We start from the raw sequence: 24240 nt of genomic DNA, 5'->3' as shown, positions 1-24240 counted from the left end.
GTGGCGTCCGCGCGCTCTGTTCGGGCCGCGGGCCTACCGGGGAAGACAGGTATGAGGCACAGCACAGGGACCAAGGACGGGGCACCGGACCGGCCGGTGGCCGCCGGGCGGGACAGGGACCGGGACGAGGCGTTCATCCGGGCGGTCTACGACAAACACGGCATCGTCCTGCTGCGGGTGGCCACCGGGCTGCTGCGCGGCGACATCCACCGGGCCCAGGATCTCGTCCAGGAGGCCGTACTGCGCGCCTGGCGCCACGCGGACATCCTGGACCCGGAGGCGGAGGGCATCCGCCCGTGGCTCGTCACGGTGCTCCGCAACCTCGTCATCGACAGCCTCCGCGCCCGCCAGGCCCGGCCCCCGGAGACGGTGGACACCGTGCTCGACGAGATGCCGGGCCCGGAGCATGTGGAGCGCTACCTCACCGGGAAGGTCGTACGGGAGGCGCTCGGCGACCTGTCGCTCCAGCACCGTGAACTCCTGGTCCACATCCAGTACTTGGACCTCTCCGTCGCCCAGACCGCCCAAGCCCTCGGCATACCTTCGGGCACGGTCAAGTCCCGCACCCACCTGGCCCTCAAGGCCCTCCGCCAGGCTCTGCTCAAGCGCGGCTACACGCCCTGAGCGTCAAGGAGGGCCCCGGCCCCGGACGCGACCGCGGCCCCCGCCGGCCCGGACGCGGCTTCGGCCCCCGCCGCCCCGGCGGGGAGCCCCGCGAGTAGTTCCCTGACCCGGTCGGCGGCCTCGGGGTCGAGGTCGTGGAACACCGACAGCGCGGTGTTCCACGCCTCCCCGGCCCCCTCCGCGTCGCCCATGGCGAGCCTGGTCTCCCCGACGTGGGTCAGCGTCTCGGCCGCGTTGTAGTCGTCGCCCAACTGCCGGTCCAGGTCGAGCGCCCGCCGGTAGCAGTCCAGCGCCCGGGTGTGGTCGCCGAGCCGGTGGTGGACGTAGCCGAGACTGTCCCAGGTGGCCGCCTCCGCGACCCGGTCACCGGCGTCGCGCAGCAGGTCGAGCGCCTCCCGGCAGTACCGCAGCGCCTCCGGGAACGCCCCGGTGCCGGCATACGTCCAGCCCAGGTTGTTCAGGGCGTTGGCCTGCCCGACCCGGTCTCCCGCCGCCCGGAACTGCTCGACCGCCCGGTGGACGTGCGGCAGAGCGGCGGTGTGCTCACCCCGGCGGATCAGGACCAGCGCCAGGTTCCCGTGACTGCGCGCCTGCCCCACCAGGTCCCCGAGCTCCTCGAACACCTCCAGCGCGTCGACGAGATGGCCATGTGCCTCGTCCAGGTGGCCGGCCTGGGCGCACGCCCGGGCCAGGTTGCGCAGCGCGTGCGCCCGCCCGACGCGGTCACCGGCCCGGGACGCGGCGTCCAGGGCGGTGCGCTGGGTGGCGATCTGCTCGTCCCAACGGCCCTCGCGCTGCAGGTGGTCCATCATCGACCAGGCGAGCTGCCAGGTCTGCCTCTCGCACCCCTCGGCCGCCCCGGCCCGCTCCACCAGGTGCGGCAGCGACTCGCTCTCGGCGGCGAACCACACCAGCGCCCGCTCCGGGTCCGTCACATCCGCCACCGGGGCCCCGGCCGCCCCCGGGTGCAGCTCCAGCGGCGGCAGGTTCACCCACAGGGTGCGTGCGGCCGTGTACGCCGTGCCCAGGTAGTGGGCGAGCATGCGCCGGAAGGCCGCCGCCGGGTCGTCCGCGCCCTCGTGGGCGGCCAGCAGATCGGCCGCGTACTCCCGCAGCAGATCGTGCGAGACGAAGCGCCCCGGTGCGGGCTCGTCCACCAGGTGGGCGGCGGTCAGTTCGTCGAGGAGGGTACGGGTTCGGGGGACCGGCAGGCCGGCCAGCGCGGCCAGTGCGGTCGCGGAGCAGCCGGGGGACGGGGTGAGTGACGAGAGCCGGTAGAGCCGTGCCGCCCCGGGCGACAGGGCCTCGTACGACCAGGAGAACACCGAGCGCATGTCGAGGCTGCTGTCGGCACTGCTCAGGGCGTCCAACGTGCCCGGCACCTCGCGGAGTTCGGCCGCGATGGCCCGGAGCGAGGTGACCCGGCGCGTGGCCGCCCGCGCGGCCACCAGGGCGAGCGCCAGGGGCAGTCCGGCCGTGCGTCCGACGATCAGCGCGGTCGCCGTCGGGTCGGCGTCCACGCACGCCGCGCCCAGCCGGCGCACGAGCAGACCGTGGGCCTCGGCCGCCGACAGCGCCTCCAGCCGCAGATGGCGGGCGCCGTCCCGCACCACGAGTCCGGACAGCTGGTCGCGGCTGCTGACGAAGGTCAGGCTGCCCGGGGACGAGGGCAGCAGCCGGCGGACCTGCCGGGAGTCGCGCGCGTTGTCCAGCAGCAGCAGGACCCGCCGTCCGGCCAGCAGGCTCCGGTACAGCGCGGCCCTGGCGTCCACGTCGTCGGGCAGCCGGTCGGCCGGCACCCCGAACGCCTCCAGCACCGACCGCAGTGCGCGCCGCGGGGGGACCGGGCTCTCGTGGGCGTCGAACCCGTGCAGGTCCAGGTGGATCTGCCCGTCCGGATAGTCCCGCGCGAGACTGTGTGCGGCGTGCACCGCGAAGGCCGTCTTCCCTACGCCCGCCGACCCCGCCACGACGCAGAGCACCGTCCCCGTGCCACCCTGCCGCCCGGCCTCCGCCACATCCGCCAGCTCGGCGAGCTCCCGCCGCCGCCCGGAGAACACCGGCAGATCGTAGGGGAGTTGAGCGGGTACGACGAGCGCCCGGCCCGCCATCGGCCCGGAGCGCGCCCGTACGGCCGCGGCGGGGCCCTTCCCGCTCGCGCCGGGGCTCTCGCCGCCCGCGCCGGGGTGCTCTGCGCCCGCGCCCGGGTTCTCTCCGCCCGTGTACGGGGCCTTCCCCGCCGCAGAGGCCGGCAGCGTCGCGTCGGCGCGTAGGATGCGCTCGTGCAACCGCCGCAGCTCCGGCCCCGGTTCGACCCCCAGCTCCTCCGCCAGCAGGGTGCGCGTCTGCGCGTACACCTCCAGCGCGGCGGCCTGGCGGCCCGACCGGTAGAGGGCCAGCATCAGCACCTCCCGGAAGCGCTCGTCCAGCGGATGCTCGGCCACGACCTGGGAGACCTCGGCCGTGATGTCGTGCTGCGCACCGGCGTCAAGACCTGCCCGGTACGCGCTCTCCAGGGCGTCGAGGCGGACCTGCTCCAGCCGCACGCGCTGCGCCTGCGCCCAGGCGCCGGGCAGACCGGCGAGAGCGCCGCCCTGCCAGAGCGCGAGCGCCTCCCGCAGCAGCTCCCCGCCCCGGACGGCATCCGTACGCCGTACCCGCTGGGCGGCGGAGACCTTCTCCTGGAAGACCGCGAGATCGAGCGAACCGTCCGCGATCCGGAGGCGGTAGCCGCTGCCGACCGACTCGATCAGCGGCTCGGAGGACGGTGCCCCCTCCTCCAGCGCGCGCCGCAACCGGTGGACGTAGATGCGGAGCTGGTTGACGGCCGACGGCGGCGGCCGCTCGCCCCATACCGCGGCCACCAGGTCCTCAGCGGAGACGGGGAACGGCCGCCGCAGCAGCAGAACGGCCATCACCACCCTCTGCTGCGGGCCGCCGAGCTTCACCTCCGTCGGGCCGCACCACGCTCCGACCGGCCCCAGAACCACGAATCTCGCCATGTCCCTGCTCATGTCACGCACCATCTTTTCGCCTTCGAACCTATGCGAGGGGATGTACGGGTATGGGCCCCGGTCGTTTCAGGACCCGCCCTGGCGGGGCCACGCCCGCGCCGAGAACCGCTCGTACGCCGGAAGCCACTCCGACCGGTACGTGCGGACCATGTGCGGCGGGAACGCGGCGAAGACGGCGTCCGACCGCTCGGCGGGCATGCCGTCGAGGAGCCAGGGCAGGACATGGCCCAGCCGGTCCTCGGCGGCCTGCACGGCGAGTACGTACGACTCCACCTGCCGCCACTCGTCCGCGCTGAAGCAGCGCAGGGCCCGGGGGGCGATCTCCCGCTCCTCCCAGAAGGAGGTGGCCGACATCTCCTCGTGGTAGCGGATGAACGACAGCTGCGCCGACCCCGGCGAGCCGCCCGCCCGCAGCGCCCGCGTCAGGTCGCGCCCCGCCTCCGACCGGGACGTCCCCACCAGCCCGTAACGCAGGTTCATGGTCGCGACGACGCCCTCGAACTCCGGCTCCTTGGAGCGCAGAAGTTCCCAGAACACCTCGCTCATCGCCCGGTGGTGGCCCGTCATGACGGCGGTGAGCAGCTCCCACCAGCGCACCAGGATCTCGGCACGGTCGGGCGGTATCCGGGTACCGGAGCCCAGCAGCACCCGGTACCTCGCCAGTTCCCGCAGGTACCGCCTGCTCATGAGCGGCATGAACACCGCGCCTGCCCGGTCGAGCGCGGAACCGGCGCCGGCCTGCTCTCCGTCCGGTACGTGGTGATCATTCATCAGGGTCTCCTGTAGGTCTGTATGTCTGTAGGTCTGTCTGTAGGTCTGTCGGTCCTGTACTCCACCCGAGGCCCCTGTCCTGGCCCTTTCCGCTCTCTGTCCACGCCGCTGACCTGGGCGAACAGCCCGCAAGGTCGCGTAGAGACGAAGAAGGCCCCCGCCGGAGCGGGGGCCGAGCAGAGGCGGGCGGTGACAGAGGAAGGGCGGGGGCGGGGGCGGCAGCGTGCGGGGGAGTGTCCGGGCCCGGCGTGCGCCGGGGGAGAACGCGCCGGGCCCGGAGCGGCCGGTCCGTCGGTGTGTCCGAGTTTCCGGGCCGCATGTGGGGATACGGGCCCCGGCACGGCCCGGTTCACCTCGTGCCCTGGCCCGTCCTCATCGTGGTGAGCAGCGGTCCCGCCTGGTCAGCAGCGGTGCAGGAGGGTTACGAGCGGCCGCTGACGGCCTCGTACACGGACTTCGCCCGTGAGCCGAGGCGGGGACCGGCCAGCCAGCGGTTGTCCTCGGGGCCGATCGAGGTGTTGCTCACCAACGCGACCGAGCCGTCCGGGCCTTCCGCGAACCAGCCGCCGCCGGAGGACCCGCCGGTCATCGTGCAGCCGATCCGGTGGAGGGGCGGCTGGTCGTCGCGGACCGAGAGACGGCCCGGCCTGTCCTGGCAGGAGAACATCCGCTCCCCGTCGAACGGCGCCGCCGCCGGATACCCCCAGGCCGCGATCGCCTCGATCCGGGTCGCCGAGGGGGCGTCGAACCGTACGGAGGCCGCCTCCCCGGTGGCCTCCTCCAGCGAACCCCCGCGGCCCTGCGGGGCCTTGACCCGCAGGACGGCGAAGTCGAACGGCGCTCCCGCCCCGCCGGACGGGGCCCCCTCGGCGGCCCACTCGGGGGAGGTCTCCGCCGTCTCCGCCCACCAGGTGCCCAGCGGCGCGACCTGCGCCTCGCTCGCGTTGCTCCGGGCGTCGCCGGTCAGCCCGTCGTTGTTGTAGGACGGCACGAAGGCGATGTTGCGGAACCAGGTGCCTCCCTTGCCCGCGTGCACACAGTGCCCGGCCGTCCAGACCAGCCCGGACGCGCCGGGGTTCGCCGGGTCCTCGACGACGGTCCCGGAGCAGACGCTCGGACCGTCGGGCGTGTCGAAGAACAACTTGCCCACGACAGCGGCGTTTTCGGCGTACGGAGTGCTCTCGGGGGCCGCCGGTACGGGGTCGGGCTCCGGGTCCGTGGCCCCCGCGTCCTCGCCCAGGCCGTCGGCCACGGGGGTGTCGGCGGAGGCGGCGCCGGCCATCCGGTCAGGGGTCCACAGGCCGGGGACCACCGGGTTGGAGAAGGCGGGGAGGCCGGGCAGGGCGCTGGGCGAGGGCAGACCGTCCCCGGCGGAGCAGCCGGTGACGGCGAGCAGAGCCAGGCCTGCCAGACCTGCCAGGGCGGCAGCGGTCCTGGGCGCCCGGCGGAACGAGCGGTTGCCCGGCCGGTGCGGGAGCCCGCGCAGCGTGTACATGGGGCACATCCTTCGAGGCGGCGAACGGGAATTGCGGATCGGAAGGGAACGGAACGGGGCGGGCGGGAGAAGGTCTCCCGCCCGCCCCGGAGCCCTCGGCCGGTCGGCCACGGGCGGTTGCGGACAGCTGCGGACGTCAGCCCGCGAAACGTACGGACTTGATCGTCGTCATACCGATGGCCGCGAGATCGGGGACCTGCCCCTGCACGGTCTGCACCTTCCCCGTGCAGTTCTCGCCCTCCCAGATCTTGATCGCGCCGTCGGCGCTGAGCGAGCCGAAGGAGCTGCCGCGCTGGACGTTCCGGCAGCCGGGACCGCTCAGGCCCTGTGCGGCGCCGTTCTCCGAGAAGTTCGCCTCGTCGAAGATGATGACGCTGTTGCCGAGCTGCGGTGCCTCACCGCCGCCGTCGCCCCCGGTGCCGCCGCCCTGCGGCTGCCCGGCGCGCTCACCGTCCGGGGTGACGCCGAACCAGGTGCCGCCCACGCCCTGCCCGTTGGTGTCGCCGGGCTTGGTGTCCTTGCTGAAGAGGTAGGTCGGCCAACCCCCCACGGTGACCTGGAAGTTGCCGTCGGGCCGCTTGATGAAGCCCACGGCCGACGCCTTGATGTTGTCGAGGAAGACCTTGCCGCCCGGGGCGACGAGGTAGGGCGGCCAGGTCGTGGCGCAGTCCCCGCTGCAGTTGGACTTCGACGGGTTGGCGGTGTCCTTGTCGAACCGGTAGAGGGTGAAGCCCGCCCCGTTGACGATCACCGGGTTCAGGTCCCCGGCCTGCCCGGCGGAGAGCTGTACCCACTTGCGGACCACGGGCTTCTTGGCGACCGCGGGCGCCGCGTCCGGGGCGAGGTCACCGGTCTTCGGGTCGGCGTTGTTCTCCTTTGCCGTACCGGAGTTGAACGACAGGTCGATCGCATTGCCGTCGCCGCCGGATTCGGCGGACGCACCGCCGGGGTTCGCGGAGGCGGAGTCCTCACTCCCTCCGCACGCGGACAGCATCAGAACTCCCACAGCGGCAAAGCTCGCAAGCGCCATGGCACGTTTCCGGAACATCGAATTACCCCTGGATGTCGGTCGCTCCGGCAGTTCCGAAGCGTTCACACCCCAGCTACGGACCGGCTCACCGAACGGGTTCTCCCCGCGGGCCGCTGATACGGAACCGTGACATTCGCGGAAGCGGCCCGGAAATTCGCACCGGAGATCGAGAACCTGTGCCGCGAGTGCTCCGTAGACAGGGGTGTGAACGCGGCGGACATCAGCCGCCGGACCCGTGCGACTGCACGGCACACCCCATCGGAAGGACCCTGTCATGGCTGGTCGTATCACCATCGAGCCCTCGGAGATCGAGGAGGCGGCGTCCTGGCTGCGAAACCAGAAGGAGCTGCTCCAGCAGGGGCTCCAGGAGGCCGACACGAAGATGGCCGACGTCGTGGCCGCCGCCTACAGCACCCCCGGATCCGAGACCAAGTTCAAGCCGTACTGGGACGAGTACAACACCGGCACGAAGAACGCCATCGAGGGCCTGGAAGGCGTCAGCAACTTCCTCCAGGCGGTCTCGAACGCGTTCGTCAGCACCGACGACCAGACGGCCGGCTCCATCGGATGACCCCGCTCCGGAGGGGGCCGGGACCACGGCCCGGCCCCCTCCGGGCCCATGACCGACACATGACCGGCCGGCTGATCAGCGGAGGTGGCACATGGCCAGGATTCGGATTCCCGGCGACGAACTCGCCGAGGCGATCGACATGCTCCGGGCGATCCAGGACCGGATCGGCCGCACGGCGACCCTGGAGTCCGTCGGCAGCGGCGACGACGTGGGGGACGGCTCGCTCCGGGACGCGGTGTACGGCTTCGACAACGCCTGGAGAGCAGGTCAGGAGCGGGTCCGCGAGAACGCGGACGCCTTCCGGGAAACGGTGGAGGGGATCCTCTACAACTTCGGCGACACGGACGACCAGCTCGGCCGGCAGCTCACCGACCCGCCCCCGCAGTAGGCGGCAGCGCCCACCGTCCCAACTGACAGGACGGAAGAGGAACGGAAGAAACAAGAGATGCCCGAAACACACACCGCAGCCCCACGGCCGGCCTCCGTGCCGGTGCGCTACCTCCTGGGATTCCCCGAGACCTGGTGGAATCTCGACCTCGACCCCAGCACCCGGGACGGCTCGATCCGCCGCCGGGTCCTGGCCGGACTGGAGGGCAGCGACGCCGGACCGGCCGTCGTGGACCGGATGGTCCGCACCGCCCGCAAGTCCGCCCGCGAGGCGCACGTCCGGGGCGCGCTCCAGCTCGCCGGCACCTTCGAGGTGCTGGAGGGCGGGACCACCCTGATCGCCACCACGATGGTCCTCCGGCTGGCACCGCCGCCCGACGTGGTCCCCGACCTGTCCCAGCTCATGCTGTCGTACGCCGTCAACAACGCCCGCAACCCCCTGGCCCGCAAGTCCGGCGGAAAGGGCCACCGGACGGATGTCATCGAACTTCCGCACGCCGGAACGGCCGGCCGGGTCACCTATCTCGAAGACGTGGATTTCTACGGGAAGGGCTGGGCCCGTATGGCGATCATGCAGACGATCGTCCCGGTGCCGGAGACCGACGAATTCATCGTCATCGCCAGTACGACACCGTCCCTGGGGCTCATGGACGAATTCTTCGGGGTGTTCGACGCGATCAGCAACACCTTTCGCTTCGAATACGCCCCGGAATCCGCGTAGACCTGCCAATCCGCGTAGACCCCGGATTCCGCCCCCGGATTGCGCGTAGATCCCGGAATGACACGGCCTGACGGCCGACACACCTGACACACGAGGAGAAGCGTTATGGTGCGACCGGCGTCCACCGAATGGGACGTGCTCGATCTGCCGGACGATCCGACCCCCGGCGATCCGGAGGTGCTGCGGAGGCTCGTCGCCGAGTACGAGGGGATCGCCGACGATGCCGAGGCCGCGTTCTCGGTCATCAGCAGGCTCCAGCTGGAGGACCTCGGCGAGGGCAGGTCCATGGACAAGCTCCGCGACACACTGGGCGAACTCCCCGGCCAGGTGGGAAAGTTGCGCGACTCCTACCGCAGGGCCGCCGAGGCCCTGAGCGCCTACGTCCCCCGGCTGGAGACCCATCAGGACCAGGCCGACCGGGCTCTTCGGCTGGGCCGCGACGCCCGTGCCCGTACGAACGCGACGGCCGTGGCGGCCGAGGCGGCCGGCCTCGCGCTCGGTTCGGCGCTCACCGCGGCGTTCCAGCCCGACAGCGAGGAGGCGCGTGTCGCCGCGCGGGACGCCGTCGCCCGCGCGGAGGCGGCCGACATCGCGGCCCGCCGGGACGAGGACGCCGCGCAGTCCGAGCTGGCCGCGGCCAAGCGGCTGGCGCTGGACGCCCAGGAGCTGCGCGTCAGCGACGCGTCCGTGGCCAGTAACGAGCTCTGGGACGCCGAGAGTGACGCCGTCCGGAAGAAGAACTTCTGGGAGGGCCTGTGGGACGAGATCCTCGGTCTGGTGCTGGGCATCGTCGCCATCGTGATCACGATCGTCGCGCTGGTCATCCCCGTGCTGGCACCGCTCGCCGTGATCGGTGGGTTGTTGTTGGGAGCGGCGAGTCTGGGAGTGACGATAGCGAAAGGGATCGAGACCGGTGAGTGGGACATCGCCGGTCTGGTCCTGGGCTTCATCGGCCTCGGCGTCGGTGTGGTCGGAGCGATCAGTACGTTCCCCAAGCTGGCGAACGGCATCAAGAACGTGTCGACGACCGTACGGAACTTCCGGCCGCTCTCCACGACGCCCCGGCCCGTCTCCTCGCCGCCCAACTCGATCCCGATGACGCCGAGGCCCGCACCGGGCCCGGCGCCCGTGACGCCGAGACCGCCTTCGCCGGTGGACGCGACGCCCTCGCCCACCCCGGCTCCCGCACCGCCTCGTCCCGCCACGCCGGTCGACCCGACCCCCGCACCGGGCCCCACGCCCACGCCCACTCCGCGGCCCAACTCCGCGCCGCCGCCTCCCCGTCCGGCCTCGCCGACGGATCTGCCGCCCCGCCCGGCGTCGGCTCCGCCCCGGACCGCCTCACCGGGGGACACGACCCCGCCCCCCACCTCGACGCCCAGCCCCCGGCCGGTGTCCGCACCGCCGCCTCCCCGGACGACTCCACCGGTGGACGTGCCGCCCCGGCCCGTGTCGGCGCCCCCGCCACCCCGGCCCGCGTCACCGGCGGACGCCCCGCCCACCGCGGCCCCGCCCGCGCCGAAGCCGCCGGTCAACCCGGCGGATGTGCCGCTCCCGCCGTCGCCGGTGACGCCCAGGCCCCCGGCGCCGGTCGACACGCCCTCCACGCCGTCCCCGAACCCGACGACTCCGACACCGGCAACACCGACACCGAACCCGACATCCGCCCCCACGCCCCCACCGGCCTCGACCGCGCCGCCGACCCCGGTCGTACCCCCGGCGACCACCCCGGTCGTCACCCCCGTCACCCCGGTCCCGCAGGCGACGCTCGACCAGTTGGCCCGGTTCGCGAACGGCGGCGGGCTCGCCGTGGGCGGCGTCGGGCTGGCCCTCGGCGGTACGTCGCTGGACGCCGTCCTCAAGGCCCGCGCCGAGGCCGCGCGGCAGGCGGAGAGCGCGTGACCCTGCACGGCCCGTAGTTCCGCGCCTTCGCAGCGGAGAGCGGGCCCACAGCCGGCAGAGCCGCACAGCCGGCAGTAGGGCCCACAGCCGACAGAGGGCTCCCGGAATCCCCCGGGAGCCCTCTCTCGTGCGTCCGGCGCGGCTACAGCTCCGTCTGCGGGACCTGGACCGTCCGCAGCCGCCCGTCCCCGTTGTGGAACAGCGCCCGGCCCGGCCTGCCGCCGCCGATGCGGCTGCGCGGCACCTTGCCGCCGATCAGCTCACCGTCGCCGACCGCCTGCGGACTCAGCAGCGCGCCCTGCCTGTTGCGCCGTACGTCCACGAACCAGCCGGAGAAGCCCGCCATCAGCCGGTCCGTCTGACCGGCCAGGATCAGCCCCCGGCCGGTCTCCGCCCCGGTCCGCGCGATGGCGCCGAGCACCGGTTCGGCCTCCGACTTCTGGAGGCCGTCCGCATCGTCGATGACCACCACGAGCGGCCCCGGATGGTCGGCGAGGACCGTCTCCAGCGCCTCCCGGGAGATGTCCGCGTCCGTGAAGACCGCCACCACCCCTTCCCGGCCGGCGAGTTCACGCAGAGGCGAGCGGCGCGGAGCCGCGACCACGACCCGCGTACCGGCGTCCAGCAGCGACAGCGCCATCGTCAGCAGCAGCGTGCTGCGCCCCGAGCGGACCGGACCGCCGACCACGAAGCTCGGGCTGAGGGCCAGGTCGGCGCCGACGGCGGCCAGTTCGTCGCCACCCACGCCGACCATCGCCCACAGCGGCCCCGGCCGGGGCACCGGCAGGAGGGCGGCGGCCTCCGCCCCGCTCACCCGGTCCGGCAGCAGGTCGACCCGGAACGGCCTTGCTGCGCGCGGTACTTCGGCGTCACGCTCCGCGCATACGGCCCCGATGGCGTGGAGCGCGGCTGCCTGGGCCTGCCCCGTCGTGTCCGGGGCGAGGAGGGCGATCTGCACCTCGGCCTTGTCCGTGGCGCGCAGCGCCCGCCCGGAGGGGATGTCGTCGGGGACGGACCGCTGCGGGACCCCGATCATGCTGTACTCGGACTTCTCGTTGAGCCGCAGGACCAGCTTCTCCTCGGTGGTGGAGCTGAGCCGGCTGGAGAACAGCGTCCGGTCACCGGCGACCACCACATGGACGCCCACGCTCGCACCTTCGCGCAGCAGCCCGAGGATGCCGTTGAGCAGACTGCCGCTGTCGTAGTCGGCGAGGGTCTTGTCGAACACCTCCCACCGGTCGAGGAGGACCACGATGTGCGCGGGCCGCTCCCCGGCCGGGAGTGCGCTGCGCAGCTCGGGCAGATCGGCGGCACCCCGAGCGGCCAACAGCTCCTGCCTCCGCGCGACTTCGGCGGTGAGCCGGGAGAGCAGCCGGGCCAGGCGCTCCGGCTGGGTGCGCTGGACGACGGCGCCCGTGTGCGGCAGCGCTTCCAGGGCCAGCAGGGCGCCGTTGCCGCAGTCGATGCCGTACAGATGCAGATCGGCGCAGGAGTGCGCGCGGGCCAGGGCGCCCGCGATGGAGCGCAGGGTCTGCGACCGGCCGGCCCGCGGCGAGCCGACGAGGTGCAGATGGCCGAAGGTCGACAGGTCCAGAGCCAGGGAGAGTTGGGCCTGCTCGGCGGGCAGGTCGACCAGTCCGTACGGGACGGGCGGGAGGTCGTACGGCCCGGAGGCGGGGGCCGGCAGATCGTCCAGGACCAGGGTCGTGGGCAGGGCGGGCAGCCAGGGGCTGTGCTGCTGCGGGACGCCGAGCTCCCGGTTGGCGCCGCGCACTGCCTCGACCAGGTCGGCGAGGTCGGTCACGGCCGAGTCCGACTCGGTGCGCGCGACGCGCGGGCGCGGCGGCAGGGGCGCGCCGAGCCGGCCCCAGCCGACCGGTACGACCCAGGGCGCGGGTGCCGAGGCGTCGGCCGCCGCACCCGGCCTGCGCCCGCCGACGCGTCCGGCCTGGAAGGGAACGAGGGAGGTCTGCCCGAGGCGCACATGGGCGCGGCCCGGATGACTCTTCGAAATCCCTGCGGACTCGGGGGAGTTGATGACGTCCTGGCTCTCGCTGCGGTCGGTGACGCGGAGCGCGATCCGCAGATTGGTGTTGGCCCGGATCTCGGGCGATACGACACCGCCGGGGCGCTGGGTGGCCAGGATGAGGTGGATGCCGAGCGAGCGGCCCCGCTGGGCGATGTTGACCAACCCCTTCACGAAGTCCGGGAGTTCGCGGACCATCGAGGCGAACTCGTCGATGACGATGAGGAGCCGGGGCAGCGGTGGCCGGTGCGGTTCGCGTACGAGGAGGTCGATGTAGTCCTCGATGTCCTTGGCCCCCGCCCCGGCGAGGATGTGCTCGCGCCGCTTCAGCTCGGCCGACAGTGAGGTCAGGGCGCGCTCCACGAGATGGGCGTCCAGGTCGGTGACCATGCCGACGGTGTGCGGCAGGGACACGCAGTCCTTGAAGGCCGACCCGCCCTTGTAGTCCACGAGGACGAAGGTCATGGCGTCGGGCCGGTTGCCCACGGCCAGGGATGCCACGAGGGTCTGGAGCAGCTCGGACTTGCCGGAGCCGGTGGTCCCGGCGACCAGCCCGTGCGGCCCGTCCCGCCGCAGGTCCAGGGCGAACGGCCCGTCCAGCGACACCCCGACGACCGCGGACGTGGTGCGGCCGCCCGCCCGCCAGCGGCCCGCGACCGCCTCCGCAGTGGGCGGGTCCAGGCTCAGGACGTCCAGCAGCCGCGCGGCGCCCGGCAGTACGGAGGCCTCCTCGGCCGAGCCGCCCGGATCGCGGAGCGGCCCGAGTGCCCGTCCGACGGAACGGCACCAGTCGGCGGTGACCCGGTCGGGGCGGACACCGGTGAGGGTGGCGACCCCGGACCGGCCGATCCGCAGTGTCCCGCCCGGCTCCTCCACGACGACGGCCTGGCACTCCTCGGGCAGCAGCCGCTCCTCGTCGTCCAGGCACACGGCGTGGACGCCGACGGACGGGCCGTCCCGCAGGATCTGGACGATCCCGGGCAGCGAACGCAGCCGCCGGGCCCCGTCCAGGACGACCAGGACGTCCTGCTGCCCGGTGGTCGCCCCGGCGGCCGTACGGGCGGTGATCAGGGCGGTCAGCTCCGACACCCGCCGGGCGGCGGACTCGGTGTCCGTACCGACCGTGATCACGGTGTCCTGCCCGGGCCGCGGCCGGACGTGCGGCAGCCACCGGACCCACGCCCAGTCGCGTTCGCCGCCGGGCCCGGTGAGGACGTACAGCTGGAGGTCGCGCGGGCTGTGCAGGATCGCGGCCTGCCCGACGACCCAGCGGGCCACGGCCCGTACGGCCTCGCTCCGGCCCGCGATGCCCAGCACCCGGTGCCCGCGCAGCCCCACCGTGACGGGCACGTCGAAGGCGACCCGCGGGAGCTGGCGCCTGTGCTCGTCCACGGTCGGGTCCTGGAGCACCACGTCGGAGGGCTGGTCGGCGGTCCCGACGCGCAGTTCGAGGAAGTCCGCGTCGGAGGTGCGGCGCTCCCAGAGCCTGCGGCGCGGCCCGACAGCGGTGAGCAGTACGGCGGCGGGGTCGGGGAACCAGCTTCTGCGGGCGGTCCGTTCGGCGACGACGGCCTCGTCGGCCTCGGTCTCGATCCGCGCCCTGGCCTCCTCGTACTTCTTGAGCCGGGTCGCGTACGATTCCTTGCCGCTGCGGCGGCTCATCACGTAGTTCCCGATCACGACGACGGGCGTGAGCAGCCCGAACAGCAGCGCCGAGAGCCGCCCGAAGAGGAAGACACCACCGGCGGCCAGGACGAGCGGGGCGATGGCGGTGATGTACGGCAGCGGGCGGCGCTCGGGCTCGGCGGGGGGAGAGGGCAGCCGGAAGTTCGCGCCGGGCTTCGGGGGCAGCAGCCGGGGCGGACGGTTGTAGTCGAGACCGGCGCCGTCCTCGGAGGGCTGTACGGCGGCGTCGGGGCGTTCGGTCAGGGCGAGTTCGAGCAGCGACCCACCGACGGCGAGCTGGCCGCCGGCCGGCCAGGTCCGCTCCTCGGCGACCTCCTCGCGGTCCAGCAGCACCAAAGGCGCGGCGGTGGAACGCGCGGGGGACACCGGCTTCCCGGCGCTCCCGTCGTCGTACGGCAGCAGGGTGCAGCGGCCGCCCGGGCCGACCCGCAGCCCGGCCAGCCCGGCCGCGGTGGCGCTGCGGTCGACCCGGGGGACACCGTCCGGGGTGAGGCCGATGTGGTACTCGCCGATGTCCAGCCGGTGCACCGACCCCGCTCCCGTACCGCTGACGACCCGTACCTCCACCAGGCCGCCGGGCTCCTGCGGGGCGGTCCGCGCCCGGTGGCCCAGGCGGACGACGGCGGCATCCCGCAGCGGCGACTCCTGGAGAGTCGTCTCCGGAGGCACGAGGACTCCGTCGACCCGGACGGCGATCGGGGAGCCGGGTCCGCCCCCGGAGCCGGTTGCGCTTTCGGCCGCGGCTGCGGTTTCGCTTTCGGAGGTTGGGCCCGTCCCGGTGCCGGCCAGGGCCCGGGCGAGGGTGCCTACGGGCGTGTCCGGTTCGGCTTCGATCTGCACGTCGAAGGTGTCGCCGACGTCATCGACGACGGTGAGAAGCAGGCGCACGGTGAATCTCCAGGTGAGGACGGTCGGGCAAGGGCCGCGAACGCGGTTCCGCCTCGTCCTACGGCTCCGCGCCGTGTCGGGTTCTCGGATCGTGCGGGGTCGTCGAGAACCGATACGCGGCTACATCCGTAGGGGAGTGAGGACGGGCTCCCGAGCCCCTCTTTCCTCCCTTCCTCCCTCCGTCCCCTTTCCTCTTCTCTGCTTCAGCCGCGAGGTGGCTTCTCCATGACCGTGTCCGTCGTCCTGGCCGCAGTGCTGGGCATCGCGCTGCTCGGTGCCGTCGCCGCGCTGATCCTGAGCCCGCGAACATCCCCCGAGGGGCGCCCGGCTTCCCGCCGCGCGCCCGGCGCGGCCGTCACCGGACGGGTCGCTCTGGAGGACGTCGACCTCGGGTTGCGCGTCCTCGCCGCGGCCTGCGAGCGCGGCGGGCGGGAGCTGCCCGACACCTATGTGGTGGTCTCGTCCGACGAGCGGCTGGTCCTGCGGCTGGCCCGCTTCGACCGGGACGCGCCCGCGCCCTGGGAGTCGGACGAGGACGGCGAGGAGTGGTCGCTGGCCAGGAAGTCGCTCACCGCGGCGGAGCTGGGGCCGCAGCCGGACCACCCCTTCCCGCTGACCGTCACTCTCGGCTTCCAGGACGGCGAACGGGTGCTGGTCGACCTGGCCCGGGCCGCCGCGCCGATCGCGCTGACGGGCAGCACGGCCGACGCACGGCGGCTGGCGGCGGCGTTCGTCGCCGAAGTGCTGACCGGCCCGGTGGGGCGCAGGGGCGAGGTGACCCTGGTCGGGTCCGGCGCGACCGCCCTGGCCGACGAGCTCGGCGTCCGGTCGGCCCGGCTGCGCACGGCCGCGAGCCTCAAGGAGGCCCTGGCCCAGGGGGCGGAGGAGGGGACGGCGTTCACCCTGCTCCCGGACGACGGGGTGACAGAGGTGTTCCAGCTGATCGAGGGCGATGACGCCGGGCAGGGCGGGGCACCGGCGCACCGGCTCTTCGTCATGGACGCCGCCCACTGCACCGAGGAGGGGCGGCCGATGGCGTGGAGCCGAACGGACGCGCTGCTGCTGCTCGGTGACGTACCGGCCGCCGCGTGGCGGTTCGCCACAGGCGCGGACGGCGCGCTCGACACGGGCCCGCTGGGCCTGCGCATCGACCGGGCCGCCGGCCACCACGTCTGAACCGCCCGCAGCACCTGTCCGGCCCGCAACACCTTCCCGACCCCGACCCCGACCTCAGCCCCAGCCCACTCCGCAACTGACCGCACTGGAGAGCCCGATGACGCGCAGGAAGCTGCTCATCGCCCTGATCACCGTACTGACCCTCGCCCTGACGGCGGTGGTCACCGACATCGCCACCGGCTTCATCACCGGGGACAGGACCCAGGCGCCGAGCGCCGCCCCCCGGCCGGGCGGACCACCCGCGGCGGCGCCGACGGCGGCCGCTCCAGAGGCGGGGAACACGGGCGGCGCGGGGGGCACACCGGTGACCGGGGAGACACCCGCGGCGTTCGTCGCCCCCGACGAGAAGGCGCGCTACGTGGGGACCAGCGACGACGGACGCTTCACGATCGCCGTGGTCGTCTGGGCGACCAGGGCCATCGCCCATGTCACGGACGGGGCAGCCGACGAGGCTTGGCTGAGCGGCACGGCGGGCGGCTCGGCCCTGCTGCTCACCGGCGAGGACGGGGAGGCGGTGTTCCACGGCACCGTCAAGGACGGATCGCTGACAGGAACGGCCTCCCGCGGAAGCTGGAAGGCGGCCTTCACCCTGCCCGCGGTCGAGGCCCCCGCCGGTCTCTACCGGGCGGCCGGCCAGGTCGGGCAGGAGCGGGTCACGCTCGGGCTGATCGTGAGGCCGGACGGGAGCCAGACCGGCATCCAGTGGACCGGCGGGACGCCCCGGCCTGCACCCGGCTGGGACCTGGACGGCTCGACGGTGACCTTCGGCGGCACCGAACTCCGGGTCGAGGCGGTCGCACCCGACGACGTATGACCGCCCGTCACACGCGGTCCCGGCAGCTCTCCGGCTCAGCGCGCGGGTGCCGGGCGGCCCAGGGCGAACCGGGCGGTGCCCGGCCGCCCCTCGACCAGGTCGGCGGCGAGTTCGCCGATGGCGGGACCGAACTTGAAGCCGTGCCCGGAGAAGCCTGCCAGCACGGTGACCGGGCCCTGCCGGTCGATGACGAAGTCCTCGTCGGGTGTCGTGGTGTAGAGGCAGGTGAGAGGGACCGGTTCGGTGCCGGCCACGCCGGGCAGCCACTCCTGGGCGTAGGCGCGGAGGCGGTCGACGGCCGCCGGGTCCGGCGTACGGTCGCGGTGGTCGGGGTCCACGACCTGCCCGACGCCGTGCAGCCCGATCTTGACGCCGTCCGCGCTGCCCAGCCCGTACAGACCGCCCGGCATGTTCCAGCCGGCCCCCGGGTGGTGGATGAACGACGGCCAGTCCAGCGCGTCCGGGACCGGGAAGTGCACCGGCTGCTCCTGGGTGACGCGCATCGGCGGCAGGCCGCTCACCACGGCCGGCAGGAAACCGGGGGCCCAGCCGCCCACGGCGACCACGACCGCGTCCGCCGTCAGCGCCTCGTCGGCATCCGTGACCACGGTGACCCCGCCCCCGGTACGCCCGGTGTGCCGGATCTCCGTCACGCGCACCCCGTGCCGTACCTCCGCCCCCCGCTGCCCGGCCGCCTTCAGCAGCGCGGACACGGCGTCGTCGGCGTGCACCCGGCCGGCGTCCGGGTGGTACAGCGCGGTCGTGTCGGCCCGGAGCCCCGGCCACCGGTCGGCCACCTCCCCGGGAGACAGGCGCTGCGCGGACCGGCCCGCTCCGGCGAGCACGTCGGCCAGCCTGTCCACCGCTCGGGGCAGACCGTGGTCGACGGCCCCGGTGAGCGTCAGCACCGGCTGCCCGCTCTCCTCCTCCAGCCGCCGCCACAGGGGCAGCGCCCGGAGCGCCAGCTCGGTGTACGAGGGCTCCGCGTACGCCAGCCGGAAGATCCGGGAGGTGCCGTACGAGCTGCCGCGGTCGTGGCCCGGACCGAAACGTTCCAGCACGGTGACCCGGTGGCCGCGTGCCGAGAGGCTCCAGGCGGCAGCCGCTCCCATCAGCCCGCCGCCGACGACGGCAACCCGAAGAACCATGAGCGTGAGTCCCTTCCTATGGCGGCCGCTCGTCCTGGCGGTGCCGTGCGGTGCGGTGCCGTGCGGTGCCGTGCCGGGCGGTGCCGTTCAGCAGGGGCGGGTGCGTCCGGTGGCGGCGGTCTCCTCGGCCAGGGCCGAGAGCTGGGCCAGCTCGGCACCGAGGCCGGAGAGCACCTCCGGCTTGAGGCGGTAGTAGGTCCACCGGCCGCAGGGCTCGGTCTCGACCACGCCCGCTTCCCGCAGCACCTTGAGATGGTTCGACAGGTTCGTCTGCCGCGCGCCGGTCTCCTCCACCAAGTGGGTGGTGCACAGGGACTCGCGTGCGAGCAGGGTGACGATCCGTAGACGCAGGGGATCCGCCAGTGCCCGCAAGATGTCAGTGTTAACTGATGTCAACATGTGGCGATGCTCTCACGCCGGGTGTCGCCGGGTCCACCGAGCCGTGCGGCGGCGCGCGGAGCGGCGCGCGGCTCGCCCGGATCCGCTTCCTACGGACTCCGTGAGCTGGTTGCACAACGATTGGACCACCGTGAAAATGGGCTTGTGCCACGCCTGGAAGTAGTTACGTCAGAGCCCTGCTGCCCCTCCGTCATGACCGCGCCACTGGATGCGGAGCAGGCTTCCGGCGCGGCCACGATGTTCAAGGCCCTGGGCGACTCGATCAGGCTCCGCCTGCTCTCGATGATCGCGTCGGCGGCCGACGGCGAGGTCTGTGTCTGCGATCTGACGGGCCCCTTCGACCTCTCCGCCCCGACGATCTCGTACCACCTCAAGATCCTCCGGGAGGCGGGCCTCGTGACCTCCGAGCGCCGGGGCACCTGGGTCTACTACCGCGCCCGGCGGGACAGCCTGGAGGTCCTTTCCGGCCTGATCGCCGCACCGACGGCCGAGGCCCACGGGGTCTGAGGCGTCGCGGACCTCGGCCGCCGCTGAAGGCCGGTCGGACTGGCCGTCGCCGTCCACCTCGCCGGGCATGGTCTTCGGCCCCTGGCCCTGGAGGCGGTGGCGGCGGTGCGGGAGCTGGGCCACGTACGGCTCTTCTCCTCCTGGGCCGAGCGGGACCTCCAGCCCCTGGCCGACGCGCTCGGCCCCCTCATCGAGGTGCCTGTCCTGGTGGCTCTGGTGTACGTCTCGCTCGCCTGGCGCCGGAGGTTCACGGCGTAGGCCCGTCGTCGCGGACTCCGCCGGTGATCCACGCCCCGGCGTGCCGGACGGGCGGTGCCGGCGCCTCCGCGGGAGGGCCGGCACCGCGGCGGGTCAGCCCGGCCAACTGCCCGTGACGCGCCGGGTGGCCTGGGCGCCCGACCGCTCGACCGTGGCCTTGACCACGGCGAAGATCGCCCCCTGTACGGCGGCGGCCAGAAGGATCTGCGCCCACGGGCGGTCCTCGTCCAGGGCGTCGGGAGCGTCGCCCTCGCCCTCGATGAGCTTCCACGCCTGCTTGAACGCGGCGCCCGCGATCATGCCGCTGACCGCACCCAGAGCCATGCCGACCGGCTTGTAGGCGATCCGGGACGCCCTCATCGGTTGCGTCCGCGGCTGCGGCGTATCAGCAGGAAGGCGATCAGCAGCGCAGCGCCCGCGATGAGCGGGGCGCGGTTGGCGCGTGCCGCCGTCGCGGCTCGGCCCGCCTTCTCCAGCAGCGGGTCGGGCGTCCTGTCCGCCGCGTACTGCCCTGCCCTGGCCGCACTCTCACGCACCTGCGCGGCGGCCTGCGCCGTCTTCTCCAGCACGGCGTCGGGCGTCCTGTCCTTCACCAGCTCCGCGGCCTGACCCGTCTTCTCCCGGATCTGCCCGGAGGCCGACGCGGCCTTCACGGCGGCCTGCTCCTTCACCGCTGCGGCTTTCTCCGCCGCCTGCGCCTTGACCGTGCCGGTCTTCTCCGCGGCCTGTGCCTTGACCGCGGCGGTCTTCTCCGCGGCCTGTGCCTTGACCGCGGCGGTCTTCTCGGCGGCCTGCTCCTTCACCGCCTCGGCCTTCCCCTTCGCCTGCGCCTTGATGTCGGCCTTGGCCGCCAGCGCCTCGACGGTCTGCCCGAGTTCGTCGCGCGTCCGCTCGACCTGCTCGCGCAGCTCCTCGGGGGTGGGTGTGCCCATCTTGTTCTGCGATTCGTCGTTCATCGGTGTGCCTTCTCCTTGACCTCGGCCAGATCGGCCTTGACGCTGTCGATGGTCCGTTCGGGAGCGGGGGTTCCTGCCCGGGCGATCTGCTTCTTCCCGGCCAGGGCGGCCACGGCGGCCACCGCCCCCAGCACCCCCGTGACGATGAGGGCCGCCGCCCACAGGGGCAGCGCCAGGGCGAGCGCGGCGATACAGGTCGCCACCAGTGCCTGGGCCGCCAGGATGCCGATGAGGCCCGCGGCGCCGAAGAGGCCGCCGCCCTTCCCGTAGCGCTTGCCCTTCTGCGTCATCTCCGAACGTGCCAGCTGCATTTCCTCGCGGACCAGCTCCGAGATCTGCTGCGAGGCACGCGAAACCAGCGCACCGACATGTTCGCTGTCGGCGCCGGCCTGCCGCTCTGCTGTGCTCATGGTGAGGTCACCTTGCTCTCCTCGATCGCGACGGAACGTCCTCATCCGGATGTGTACGCCGCCGTCGTGCTCCGGCTACCCGCCAACCGCGTCGGCACCCATCGCTCCGCACGAGGCGCTCTGTACGAGGTGGAGTTCGCGAAATGGAACGCGAAGCCCGCCGAGGCGTGCCCCGCCGAACCCCGGGTAGACGCAGCCTTGTGCAGGCGGAACTCCGCGGCAGAGTCTGGGGCAGGGGAAGGTTCGCAATGTCGATATCCATGGAGGCCACGACCGAGGCTCCGAGCAGAGCCGTCGCACCCGTGGCGCTCCCGCAGATCGACGATCCGCAGAAGGTCGCCCCGAAGGACGCCCGCGCGATGGGCGCGCTCTTCTTCGCGCAGTTGCAGGTCCTCGAAGAGGGCACCCACGAGTACCAGTACGCGCGCAACACCCTCATCGAGATGAACCTGTCGCTGGTGCAGTTCGCGGCGAAGCGGTTCCGCAACCGCGGCGACGGCCAGATGGAGGACATCATCCAGGTCGGCACCATCGGCCTGATCAAGGCGATCGACCGCTTCGAGCTGTCGCGCGAGGTCGAGTTCACCTCCTTCGCGATTCCCTACATCGTCGGTGAGATCAAGCGCTTCTTCCGCGACTCCACCTGGTCCGTCCACGTCCCCCGGCGCCTTCAGGAGCTGCGGGTCACCCTGGCCAAGGCCAAGGAGGAGCTCACCTCGACCCTGGGCCGCGACCCCGGCGTCGCGGAGTTCGCCAAGCACCTGGACATCACCGAGGAAGAGGTCATCGAGGGCCTCATCGCCTCCAACGGCTACACCGCGGGCTCCATCGACCTCCCGCTCGGCGGAACCGAGCAGGGCGGCTCCGACAGCGGCACCAGTTACGCCGACATCACCGGCGACTGCGACCCCGGTATGGAACTGGTCGAGAACCTCCATACCCTGGCCCCGCTGCTGGAGACCCTGGAGGACCGTGACCGGGAAATCGTCCGGATGCGCTTCGGCCAGGAGATGACCCAGGCCCAGATCGGCGAGCACCTCGGGATCTCCCAGATGCATGTCTCCCGGCTGCTCTCCCGCCTCCTCACCACGCTGAGGGAAGGCATGCTCACCCCGAACTGAGCCGCTCGAACTGAGCCGCTCGACCGAGCCGCGCGAACCGAGCCGGCCGACTGGTGCCGGCCGGCTCGGTACCCGGTGTGTCAGCTCCGGGGCTCCTCAGGGAGCTTCACCGGTACGCAGGGGAATCCGCTGCTGTCGATGGGGTTCCGCTTGGTCGGTGCGCACAGCTCGAATCCGGTGGGGTCCACGGTGTCGGGCACGCTGAATCCGAACACGCCGATCTGCGTCTCGCCGCGCCGGAGCGGAGACCCCATGACGCTCATGTCGGTCCAGGCGAAGTTCCGCCACTCGCCGTCGGCGACCTGGGCGAGCTGGCTGCGGGGGAACGCCTCGACCGTGCAGTCGATCTCCCCCTCCTTCATGTAGGGGCCCTTCGCGCAGGTGCCCGAAGCCGGCTGGAAACGCAGTGTCAGGCCGGTGATCCTGGCGCTCTGCACCCCGCGATCGGGCAGTTCCCCCGTTGCCGCGACGTACACCGCGAGGTAGTGCTGCCCGGCGGCGGCCGATTCGCCGGCCAGCTCAGGTGCCCACATCGTGTCGACGGGCTTCACCCGGACCCCCAACGGCTCACCCATGCCGGTGTGGAGGAGTTCGTCGCCGGGGAAGTCCTCGAACCGTGTGTACGTCGGGGCGGACACGGTGACCGACGGCGTTGCGCCCGGGAGTCCGGTGCCCGCCGGGTTCTCCTCGCCGCCGTCCGAACAACCGCCGAGCAGCATGATCGCGCCCACGGCGGCCAGGGCCGGGAGACGATGCGACATTGAGGTACCTCTCGGGTTCAGGTGACGGGTTGCGGGGTTCAGGGGCGCCGGTAGGGGTGGCAGAGCAGGTCCTTGTAGTTGCCGTCGTCGAGGCAGATACGTACGAGCCCGGCCCCGCCCGGAACATCCGCGGGAACGCTGAAGGTGAAGTTCTTGGACGTCCCGCACGCCGTGGCCGCGGAGGCGGAGCCGTTCGAGCCGAGCTTCACGGTGTCGGCGGCGTTGTACGTGTACCCCCAGGTGAGCCGGCAGTACGCGGGCCCGGCCGTGCTCACCGACTTGTGCGTCCCCGTCACGGTGACCGACCGGTTGTGCCAGGTCACGGTCCCGGTCGTCCAGGTGTTCCCGACGGCGACACGGAAGTCGGTGACCGGGGTGGCGGCGGCACGGGCGTCGGCGGCCGGGGCCAGCAGAGTGCCCGCCGCCAGGGCGACGGTACCGAGGGCGGCGGCGAGGTGCGTACGCATGCGATCTCCAGGTGTGGGCCGGTTGCGGCTTCACATCCTGCGGGCCCGGGCACGTACGGCCCAGCTGTTAAGCCATGGCTTAAAGCCGGGCTTCACGCCTCCGGCACCGTGCCGTTGGTCCTCAGCAGGGCGAGCCCCAGCGGGGTGATGAGGTGCAGCACCGAACCGCCCCGGCGGCTGGTGGTGATGAGTTCCGCGTTCCGCAGCACCGTCGCGTGCTGACTGGCGGCCGCGGCGGAGACATCGAGCCGGCGGGCCAGCTCCGTCGTCGTACAGCCGTCCGCCGTCACATGCAGCGCGGCGGCCCGCGTGCGGCCGAGCAGCGACTCCAGGTTCCGGTTCCGGCCGGGGGAGCCGTCCGGCCCGGCACCGGTCAGCGGTTCACGGAGGGCGGGCACGGTCAGCCGGGGCGGCTGGGAGATGTCGAGCGGGTCCCACAGAAGACTCACCGCGCGGGGCGAGAAGACCGTGGGCGCGATGATCAGCCCTCTGCCCTGGAGGCGCACCTCCACCGGGCGTGGGTACGCGGCCTCCAGCACCGGCGGCCGCCAGCGGACCAGCGGTGCGCAGAGCGAGCGCAGCAGCAGGTCGACCCCGCCCTCCAGGACCAGGTTCGCGTAGCGGGAGGCGAGCGCGACCAGTTCCGACCGCCCCTTGTTCCAGTACGGCTCCACGGCCAGCCGGTGGCAGGCGCGTACGGCCCCGGCGAACTCCCGCAGCGCGTCACGGTCCCCCTCGGCCAGCCGCCCGGCCCACGGCCGCTGCCCGGGAGAGAAGTCGACCCCCTCGAACTCACGGCGCAGCCGGGACACCGGCGTGTGCAACAGGTTGTCCACTGCGTGGTCCAGGGACGGCACATCGCCCGTCAGGGCCAGCAGGTCGAGACCCGGCCCGCGGGCGGGGAGCAAGGACGTCAACGGGCGGGTCTCCGCCCCCATCCGGGGCGCGACCGCCGCCCGCCAGGCGCCGAAGCGCGCGGCGTCCCGTCCCTCGCGCAGCAGTTCCAGGCTGTAGTACGTCTCGGCCGCCGCACCGATCGTCGTCGCCACGCGCGTCCGCGCGAGGTCCTGTGCCGTGAAGTGGATGCGCAGCACCGGTCGGCCCCCCT

The 24240-nt window shown here is 73.1% G+C and carries 23 protein-coding genes; 10 read left to right on the top strand and 13 right to left on the bottom strand.

Annotation, left to right across the window (positions count from 1 at the left end):
- Positions 1-51 precede the first annotated feature (51 nt).
- Positions 52-624: a sigma-70 family RNA polymerase sigma factor gene (locus IE264_RS23455; protein WP_032755544.1), complete on the top strand. Its 573-nt coding sequence runs from the start codon at positions 52-54 to the stop codon at positions 622-624.
- On the opposite strand, the gene IE264_RS23450 is transcribed toward IE264_RS23455, so the two are convergent.
- The 4 genes from IE264_RS23450 to IE264_RS23435 all read right to left on the bottom strand — a co-directional run bounded on the left by IE264_RS23450 (position 612) and on the right by IE264_RS23435 (position 6898).
- The gene (locus IE264_RS23450; RefSeq protein WP_063605729.1) at positions 612-3638 is read right to left on the bottom strand and encodes an AfsR/SARP family transcriptional regulator; all 3027 of its coding nucleotides are present in this window, start codon (positions 3636-3638) and stop codon (positions 612-614) included. The two genes, IE264_RS23455 and IE264_RS23450, sit on opposite strands and share 13 nt — an antisense overlap.
- A 66-nt stretch (positions 3639-3704) precedes the next feature.
- A complete protein-coding gene (locus IE264_RS23445; RefSeq protein ID WP_032755547.1) occupies positions 3705-4409 on the bottom strand; it encodes a hypothetical protein in 705 nt (234 codons plus the stop codon).
- 421 nt (positions 4410-4830) lie between these two features.
- Complete coding sequence (locus IE264_RS23440) at positions 4831-5904, bottom strand: trypsin-like serine peptidase (protein ID WP_099128858.1); 1074 nt, start codon at positions 5902-5904, stop codon at positions 4831-4833.
- Between the two features lie 136 nt (positions 5905-6040).
- Positions 6041-6898, bottom strand: a complete 858-nt coding sequence (locus IE264_RS23435) for a hypothetical protein (RefSeq protein WP_229887706.1) — start codon at positions 6896-6898, stop codon at positions 6041-6043.
- Positions 6899-7208: 310 nt separating this feature from the next.
- On the opposite strand from IE264_RS23435, the gene IE264_RS23430 reads away from it, so the two are divergent.
- From IE264_RS23430 to IE264_RS23415, 4 genes are all read left to right on the top strand, one after another.
- A complete protein-coding gene (locus tag IE264_RS23430; RefSeq protein WP_032755552.1) occupies positions 7209-7505 on the top strand; it encodes a WXG100 family type VII secretion target in 297 nt (98 codons plus the stop codon).
- A 91-nt stretch (positions 7506-7596) separates the two neighbouring features.
- The gene (locus tag IE264_RS23425) at positions 7597-7893 is read left to right on the top strand and encodes a hypothetical protein (protein WP_032755555.1); all 297 of its coding nucleotides are present in this window, start codon (positions 7597-7599) and stop codon (positions 7891-7893) included.
- Positions 7894-7950: 57 nt separating this feature from the next.
- Positions 7951-8613: a hypothetical protein gene (locus IE264_RS23420; RefSeq protein WP_015607085.1), complete on the top strand. Its 663-nt coding sequence runs from the start codon at positions 7951-7953 to the stop codon at positions 8611-8613.
- A 105-nt stretch (positions 8614-8718) separates the two neighbouring features.
- Positions 8719-10515 carry a DUF308 domain-containing protein gene (locus tag IE264_RS23415; RefSeq protein ID WP_051821760.1) on the top strand — a complete coding sequence of 599 codons (1797 nt, stop codon included), beginning with the start codon at positions 8719-8721 and terminating at the stop codon, positions 10513-10515.
- A 142-nt stretch (positions 10516-10657) separates the two neighbouring features.
- Here the strand turns inward: IE264_RS23415 and IE264_RS23410 are convergent, their stop codons facing one another.
- Positions 10658-15115 carry an FtsK/SpoIIIE domain-containing protein gene (locus IE264_RS23410; RefSeq protein WP_032755556.1) on the bottom strand — a complete coding sequence of 1486 codons (4458 nt, stop codon included), beginning with the start codon at positions 15113-15115 and terminating at the stop codon, positions 10658-10660.
- Between the two features lie 225 nt (positions 15116-15340).
- Between IE264_RS23410 and IE264_RS23405 the strand changes: the two genes are divergently transcribed.
- Positions 15341-16291 carry a hypothetical protein gene (locus IE264_RS23405; protein ID WP_032755559.1) on the top strand — a complete coding sequence of 317 codons (951 nt, stop codon included), beginning with the start codon at positions 15341-15343 and terminating at the stop codon, positions 16289-16291.
- Between the two features lie 97 nt (positions 16292-16388).
- A complete protein-coding gene (locus IE264_RS23400) occupies positions 16389-17105 on the top strand; it encodes a hypothetical protein (RefSeq protein WP_051821761.1) in 717 nt (238 codons plus the stop codon).
- Positions 17106-17140: 35 nt separating this feature from the next.
- Here the strand turns inward: IE264_RS23400 and IE264_RS23395 are convergent, their stop codons facing one another.
- Entirely contained in the window at positions 17141-18253 is a 1113-nt protein-coding gene (locus IE264_RS23395; protein WP_032755562.1) for an FAD-dependent oxidoreductase, read from the bottom strand.
- A gap of 87 nt (positions 18254-18340) precedes the next feature.
- Positions 18341-18652 carry an ArsR/SmtB family transcription factor gene (locus IE264_RS23390; RefSeq protein WP_015607078.1) on the bottom strand — a complete coding sequence of 104 codons (312 nt, stop codon included), beginning with the start codon at positions 18650-18652 and terminating at the stop codon, positions 18341-18343.
- 192 nt (positions 18653-18844) lie between these two features.
- On the opposite strand from IE264_RS23390, the gene IE264_RS23385 reads away from it, so the two are divergent.
- Positions 18845-19159 (top strand): ArsR/SmtB family transcription factor, encoded by a 315-nt coding sequence (locus tag IE264_RS23385; RefSeq protein WP_051821762.1) that lies wholly within the window; start codon positions 18845-18847, stop codon positions 19157-19159.
- 96 nt (positions 19160-19255) lie between these two features.
- Complete coding sequence (locus IE264_RS23380; RefSeq protein WP_190167703.1) at positions 19256-19417, top strand: hypothetical protein; 162 nt, start codon at positions 19256-19258, stop codon at positions 19415-19417.
- A 93-nt stretch (positions 19418-19510) separates the two neighbouring features.
- Here the strand turns inward: IE264_RS23380 and IE264_RS23375 are convergent, their stop codons facing one another.
- From IE264_RS23375 to IE264_RS23365, 3 genes are read right to left on the bottom strand one after another with little or no spacing between them, the layout of a single operon-like run.
- Entirely contained in the window at positions 19511-19777 is a 267-nt protein-coding gene (locus IE264_RS23375) for a DUF4235 domain-containing protein (RefSeq protein ID WP_031121907.1), read from the bottom strand.
- Complete coding sequence (locus IE264_RS23370) at positions 19774-20373, bottom strand: DUF3618 domain-containing protein (protein WP_051821763.1); 600 nt, start codon at positions 20371-20373, stop codon at positions 19774-19776. Before IE264_RS23370 ends, IE264_RS23375 begins: the two co-directional genes overlap by 4 nt.
- Entirely contained in the window at positions 20370-20783 is a 414-nt protein-coding gene (locus tag IE264_RS23365; RefSeq protein ID WP_015607074.1) for a phage holin family protein, read from the bottom strand. The genes IE264_RS23370 and IE264_RS23365 overlap by 4 nt, the downstream gene beginning before the upstream one ends.
- 248 nt (positions 20784-21031) lie before the next feature.
- On the opposite strand from IE264_RS23365, the gene IE264_RS23360 reads away from it, so the two are divergent.
- On the top strand, positions 21032-21904 hold the full coding sequence (locus IE264_RS23360) for a SigB/SigF/SigG family RNA polymerase sigma factor (protein WP_015607073.1): 873 nt from the start codon (positions 21032-21034) through the stop codon (positions 21902-21904).
- A gap of 80 nt (positions 21905-21984) precedes the next feature.
- Here the strand turns inward: IE264_RS23360 and IE264_RS23355 are convergent, their stop codons facing one another.
- The 3 genes from IE264_RS23355 to IE264_RS23345 all read right to left on the bottom strand — a co-directional run bounded on the left by IE264_RS23355 (position 21985) and on the right by IE264_RS23345 (position 24226).
- Positions 21985-22665, bottom strand: coding sequence for a hypothetical protein (locus tag IE264_RS23355; RefSeq protein WP_032755566.1), 681 nt, complete (start codon positions 22663-22665; stop codon positions 21985-21987).
- Between the two features lie 38 nt (positions 22666-22703).
- A complete protein-coding gene (locus IE264_RS23350) occupies positions 22704-23132 on the bottom strand; it encodes a hypothetical protein (RefSeq protein ID WP_032755569.1) in 429 nt (142 codons plus the stop codon).
- A 92-nt stretch (positions 23133-23224) separates the two neighbouring features.
- Positions 23225-24226 carry an ArsR/SmtB family transcription factor gene (locus IE264_RS23345; protein WP_032755572.1) on the bottom strand — a complete coding sequence of 334 codons (1002 nt, stop codon included), beginning with the start codon at positions 24224-24226 and terminating at the stop codon, positions 23225-23227.
- Positions 24227-24240: the final 14 nt, after the last annotated feature.

The sequence above is a fragment of the Streptomyces microflavus genome (assembly GCF_014650075.1).
In the GTDB taxonomy this organism is placed as follows: Bacteria; Actinomycetota; Actinomycetes; order Streptomycetales; family Streptomycetaceae; genus Streptomyces; species Streptomyces microflavus.
Note: the sequence above shows the minus strand (reverse complement) of the source record. Positions and strands in the feature narration are given on the sequence as shown.

Excerpts from the sequence above, each read along its gene's own strand:
- IE264_RS23365 (WP_015607074.1), bottom strand. The coding sequence starts at position 20,783 with ATGAGCACAGCAGAGCGGCAGGCCGGCGCCGACAGCGAACATGTCGGT.
- IE264_RS23440 (WP_099128858.1), bottom strand. The coding sequence starts at position 5,904 with ATGTACACGCTGCGCGGGCTCCCGCACCGGCCGGGCAACCGCTCGTTC.
- IE264_RS23425 (WP_032755555.1), top strand. The coding sequence starts at position 7,597 with ATGGCCAGGATTCGGATTCCCGGCGACGAACTCGCCGAGGCGATCGAC.
- IE264_RS23375 (WP_031121907.1), bottom strand. The coding sequence starts at position 19,777 with ATGAGGGCGTCCCGGATCGCCTACAAGCCGGTCGGCATGGCTCTGGGT.
- IE264_RS23450 (WP_063605729.1), bottom strand. The coding sequence starts at position 3,638 with ATGAGCAGGGACATGGCGAGATTCGTGGTTCTGGGGCCGGTCGGAGCG.
- IE264_RS23420 (WP_015607085.1), top strand. The coding sequence starts at position 7,951 with ATGCCCGAAACACACACCGCAGCCCCACGGCCGGCCTCCGTGCCGGTG.
- IE264_RS23390 (WP_015607078.1), bottom strand. The coding sequence starts at position 18,652 with ATGTTGACATCAGTTAACACTGACATCTTGCGGGCACTGGCGGATCCC.
- IE264_RS23415 (WP_051821760.1), top strand. The coding sequence starts at position 8,719 with ATGGTGCGACCGGCGTCCACCGAATGGGACGTGCTCGATCTGCCGGAC.
- IE264_RS23435 (WP_229887706.1), bottom strand. The coding sequence starts at position 6,898 with ATGCTGTCCGCGTGCGGAGGGAGTGAGGACTCCGCCTCCGCGAACCCC.
- IE264_RS23385 (WP_051821762.1), top strand. The coding sequence starts at position 18,845 with ATGACCGCGCCACTGGATGCGGAGCAGGCTTCCGGCGCGGCCACGATG.
- IE264_RS23400 (WP_051821761.1), top strand. The coding sequence starts at position 16,389 with ATGACGCGCAGGAAGCTGCTCATCGCCCTGATCACCGTACTGACCCTC.
- IE264_RS23355 (WP_032755566.1), bottom strand. The coding sequence starts at position 22,665 with ATGTCGCATCGTCTCCCGGCCCTGGCCGCCGTGGGCGCGATCATGCTG.
- IE264_RS23430 (WP_032755552.1), top strand. The coding sequence starts at position 7,209 with ATGGCTGGTCGTATCACCATCGAGCCCTCGGAGATCGAGGAGGCGGCG.
- IE264_RS23395 (WP_032755562.1), bottom strand. The coding sequence starts at position 18,253 with ATGGTTCTTCGGGTTGCCGTCGTCGGCGGCGGGCTGATGGGAGCGGCT.
- IE264_RS23455 (WP_032755544.1), top strand. The coding sequence starts at position 52 with ATGAGGCACAGCACAGGGACCAAGGACGGGGCACCGGACCGGCCGGTG.
- IE264_RS23405 (WP_032755559.1), top strand. The coding sequence starts at position 15,341 with ATGACCGTGTCCGTCGTCCTGGCCGCAGTGCTGGGCATCGCGCTGCTC.
- IE264_RS23370 (WP_051821763.1), bottom strand. The coding sequence starts at position 20,373 with ATGAACGACGAATCGCAGAACAAGATGGGCACACCCACCCCCGAGGAG.
- IE264_RS23445 (WP_032755547.1), bottom strand. The coding sequence starts at position 4,409 with ATGAATGATCACCACGTACCGGACGGAGAGCAGGCCGGCGCCGGTTCC.
- IE264_RS23350 (WP_032755569.1), bottom strand. The coding sequence starts at position 23,132 with ATGCGTACGCACCTCGCCGCCGCCCTCGGTACCGTCGCCCTGGCGGCG.
- IE264_RS23360 (WP_015607073.1), top strand. The coding sequence starts at position 21,032 with ATGTCGATATCCATGGAGGCCACGACCGAGGCTCCGAGCAGAGCCGTC.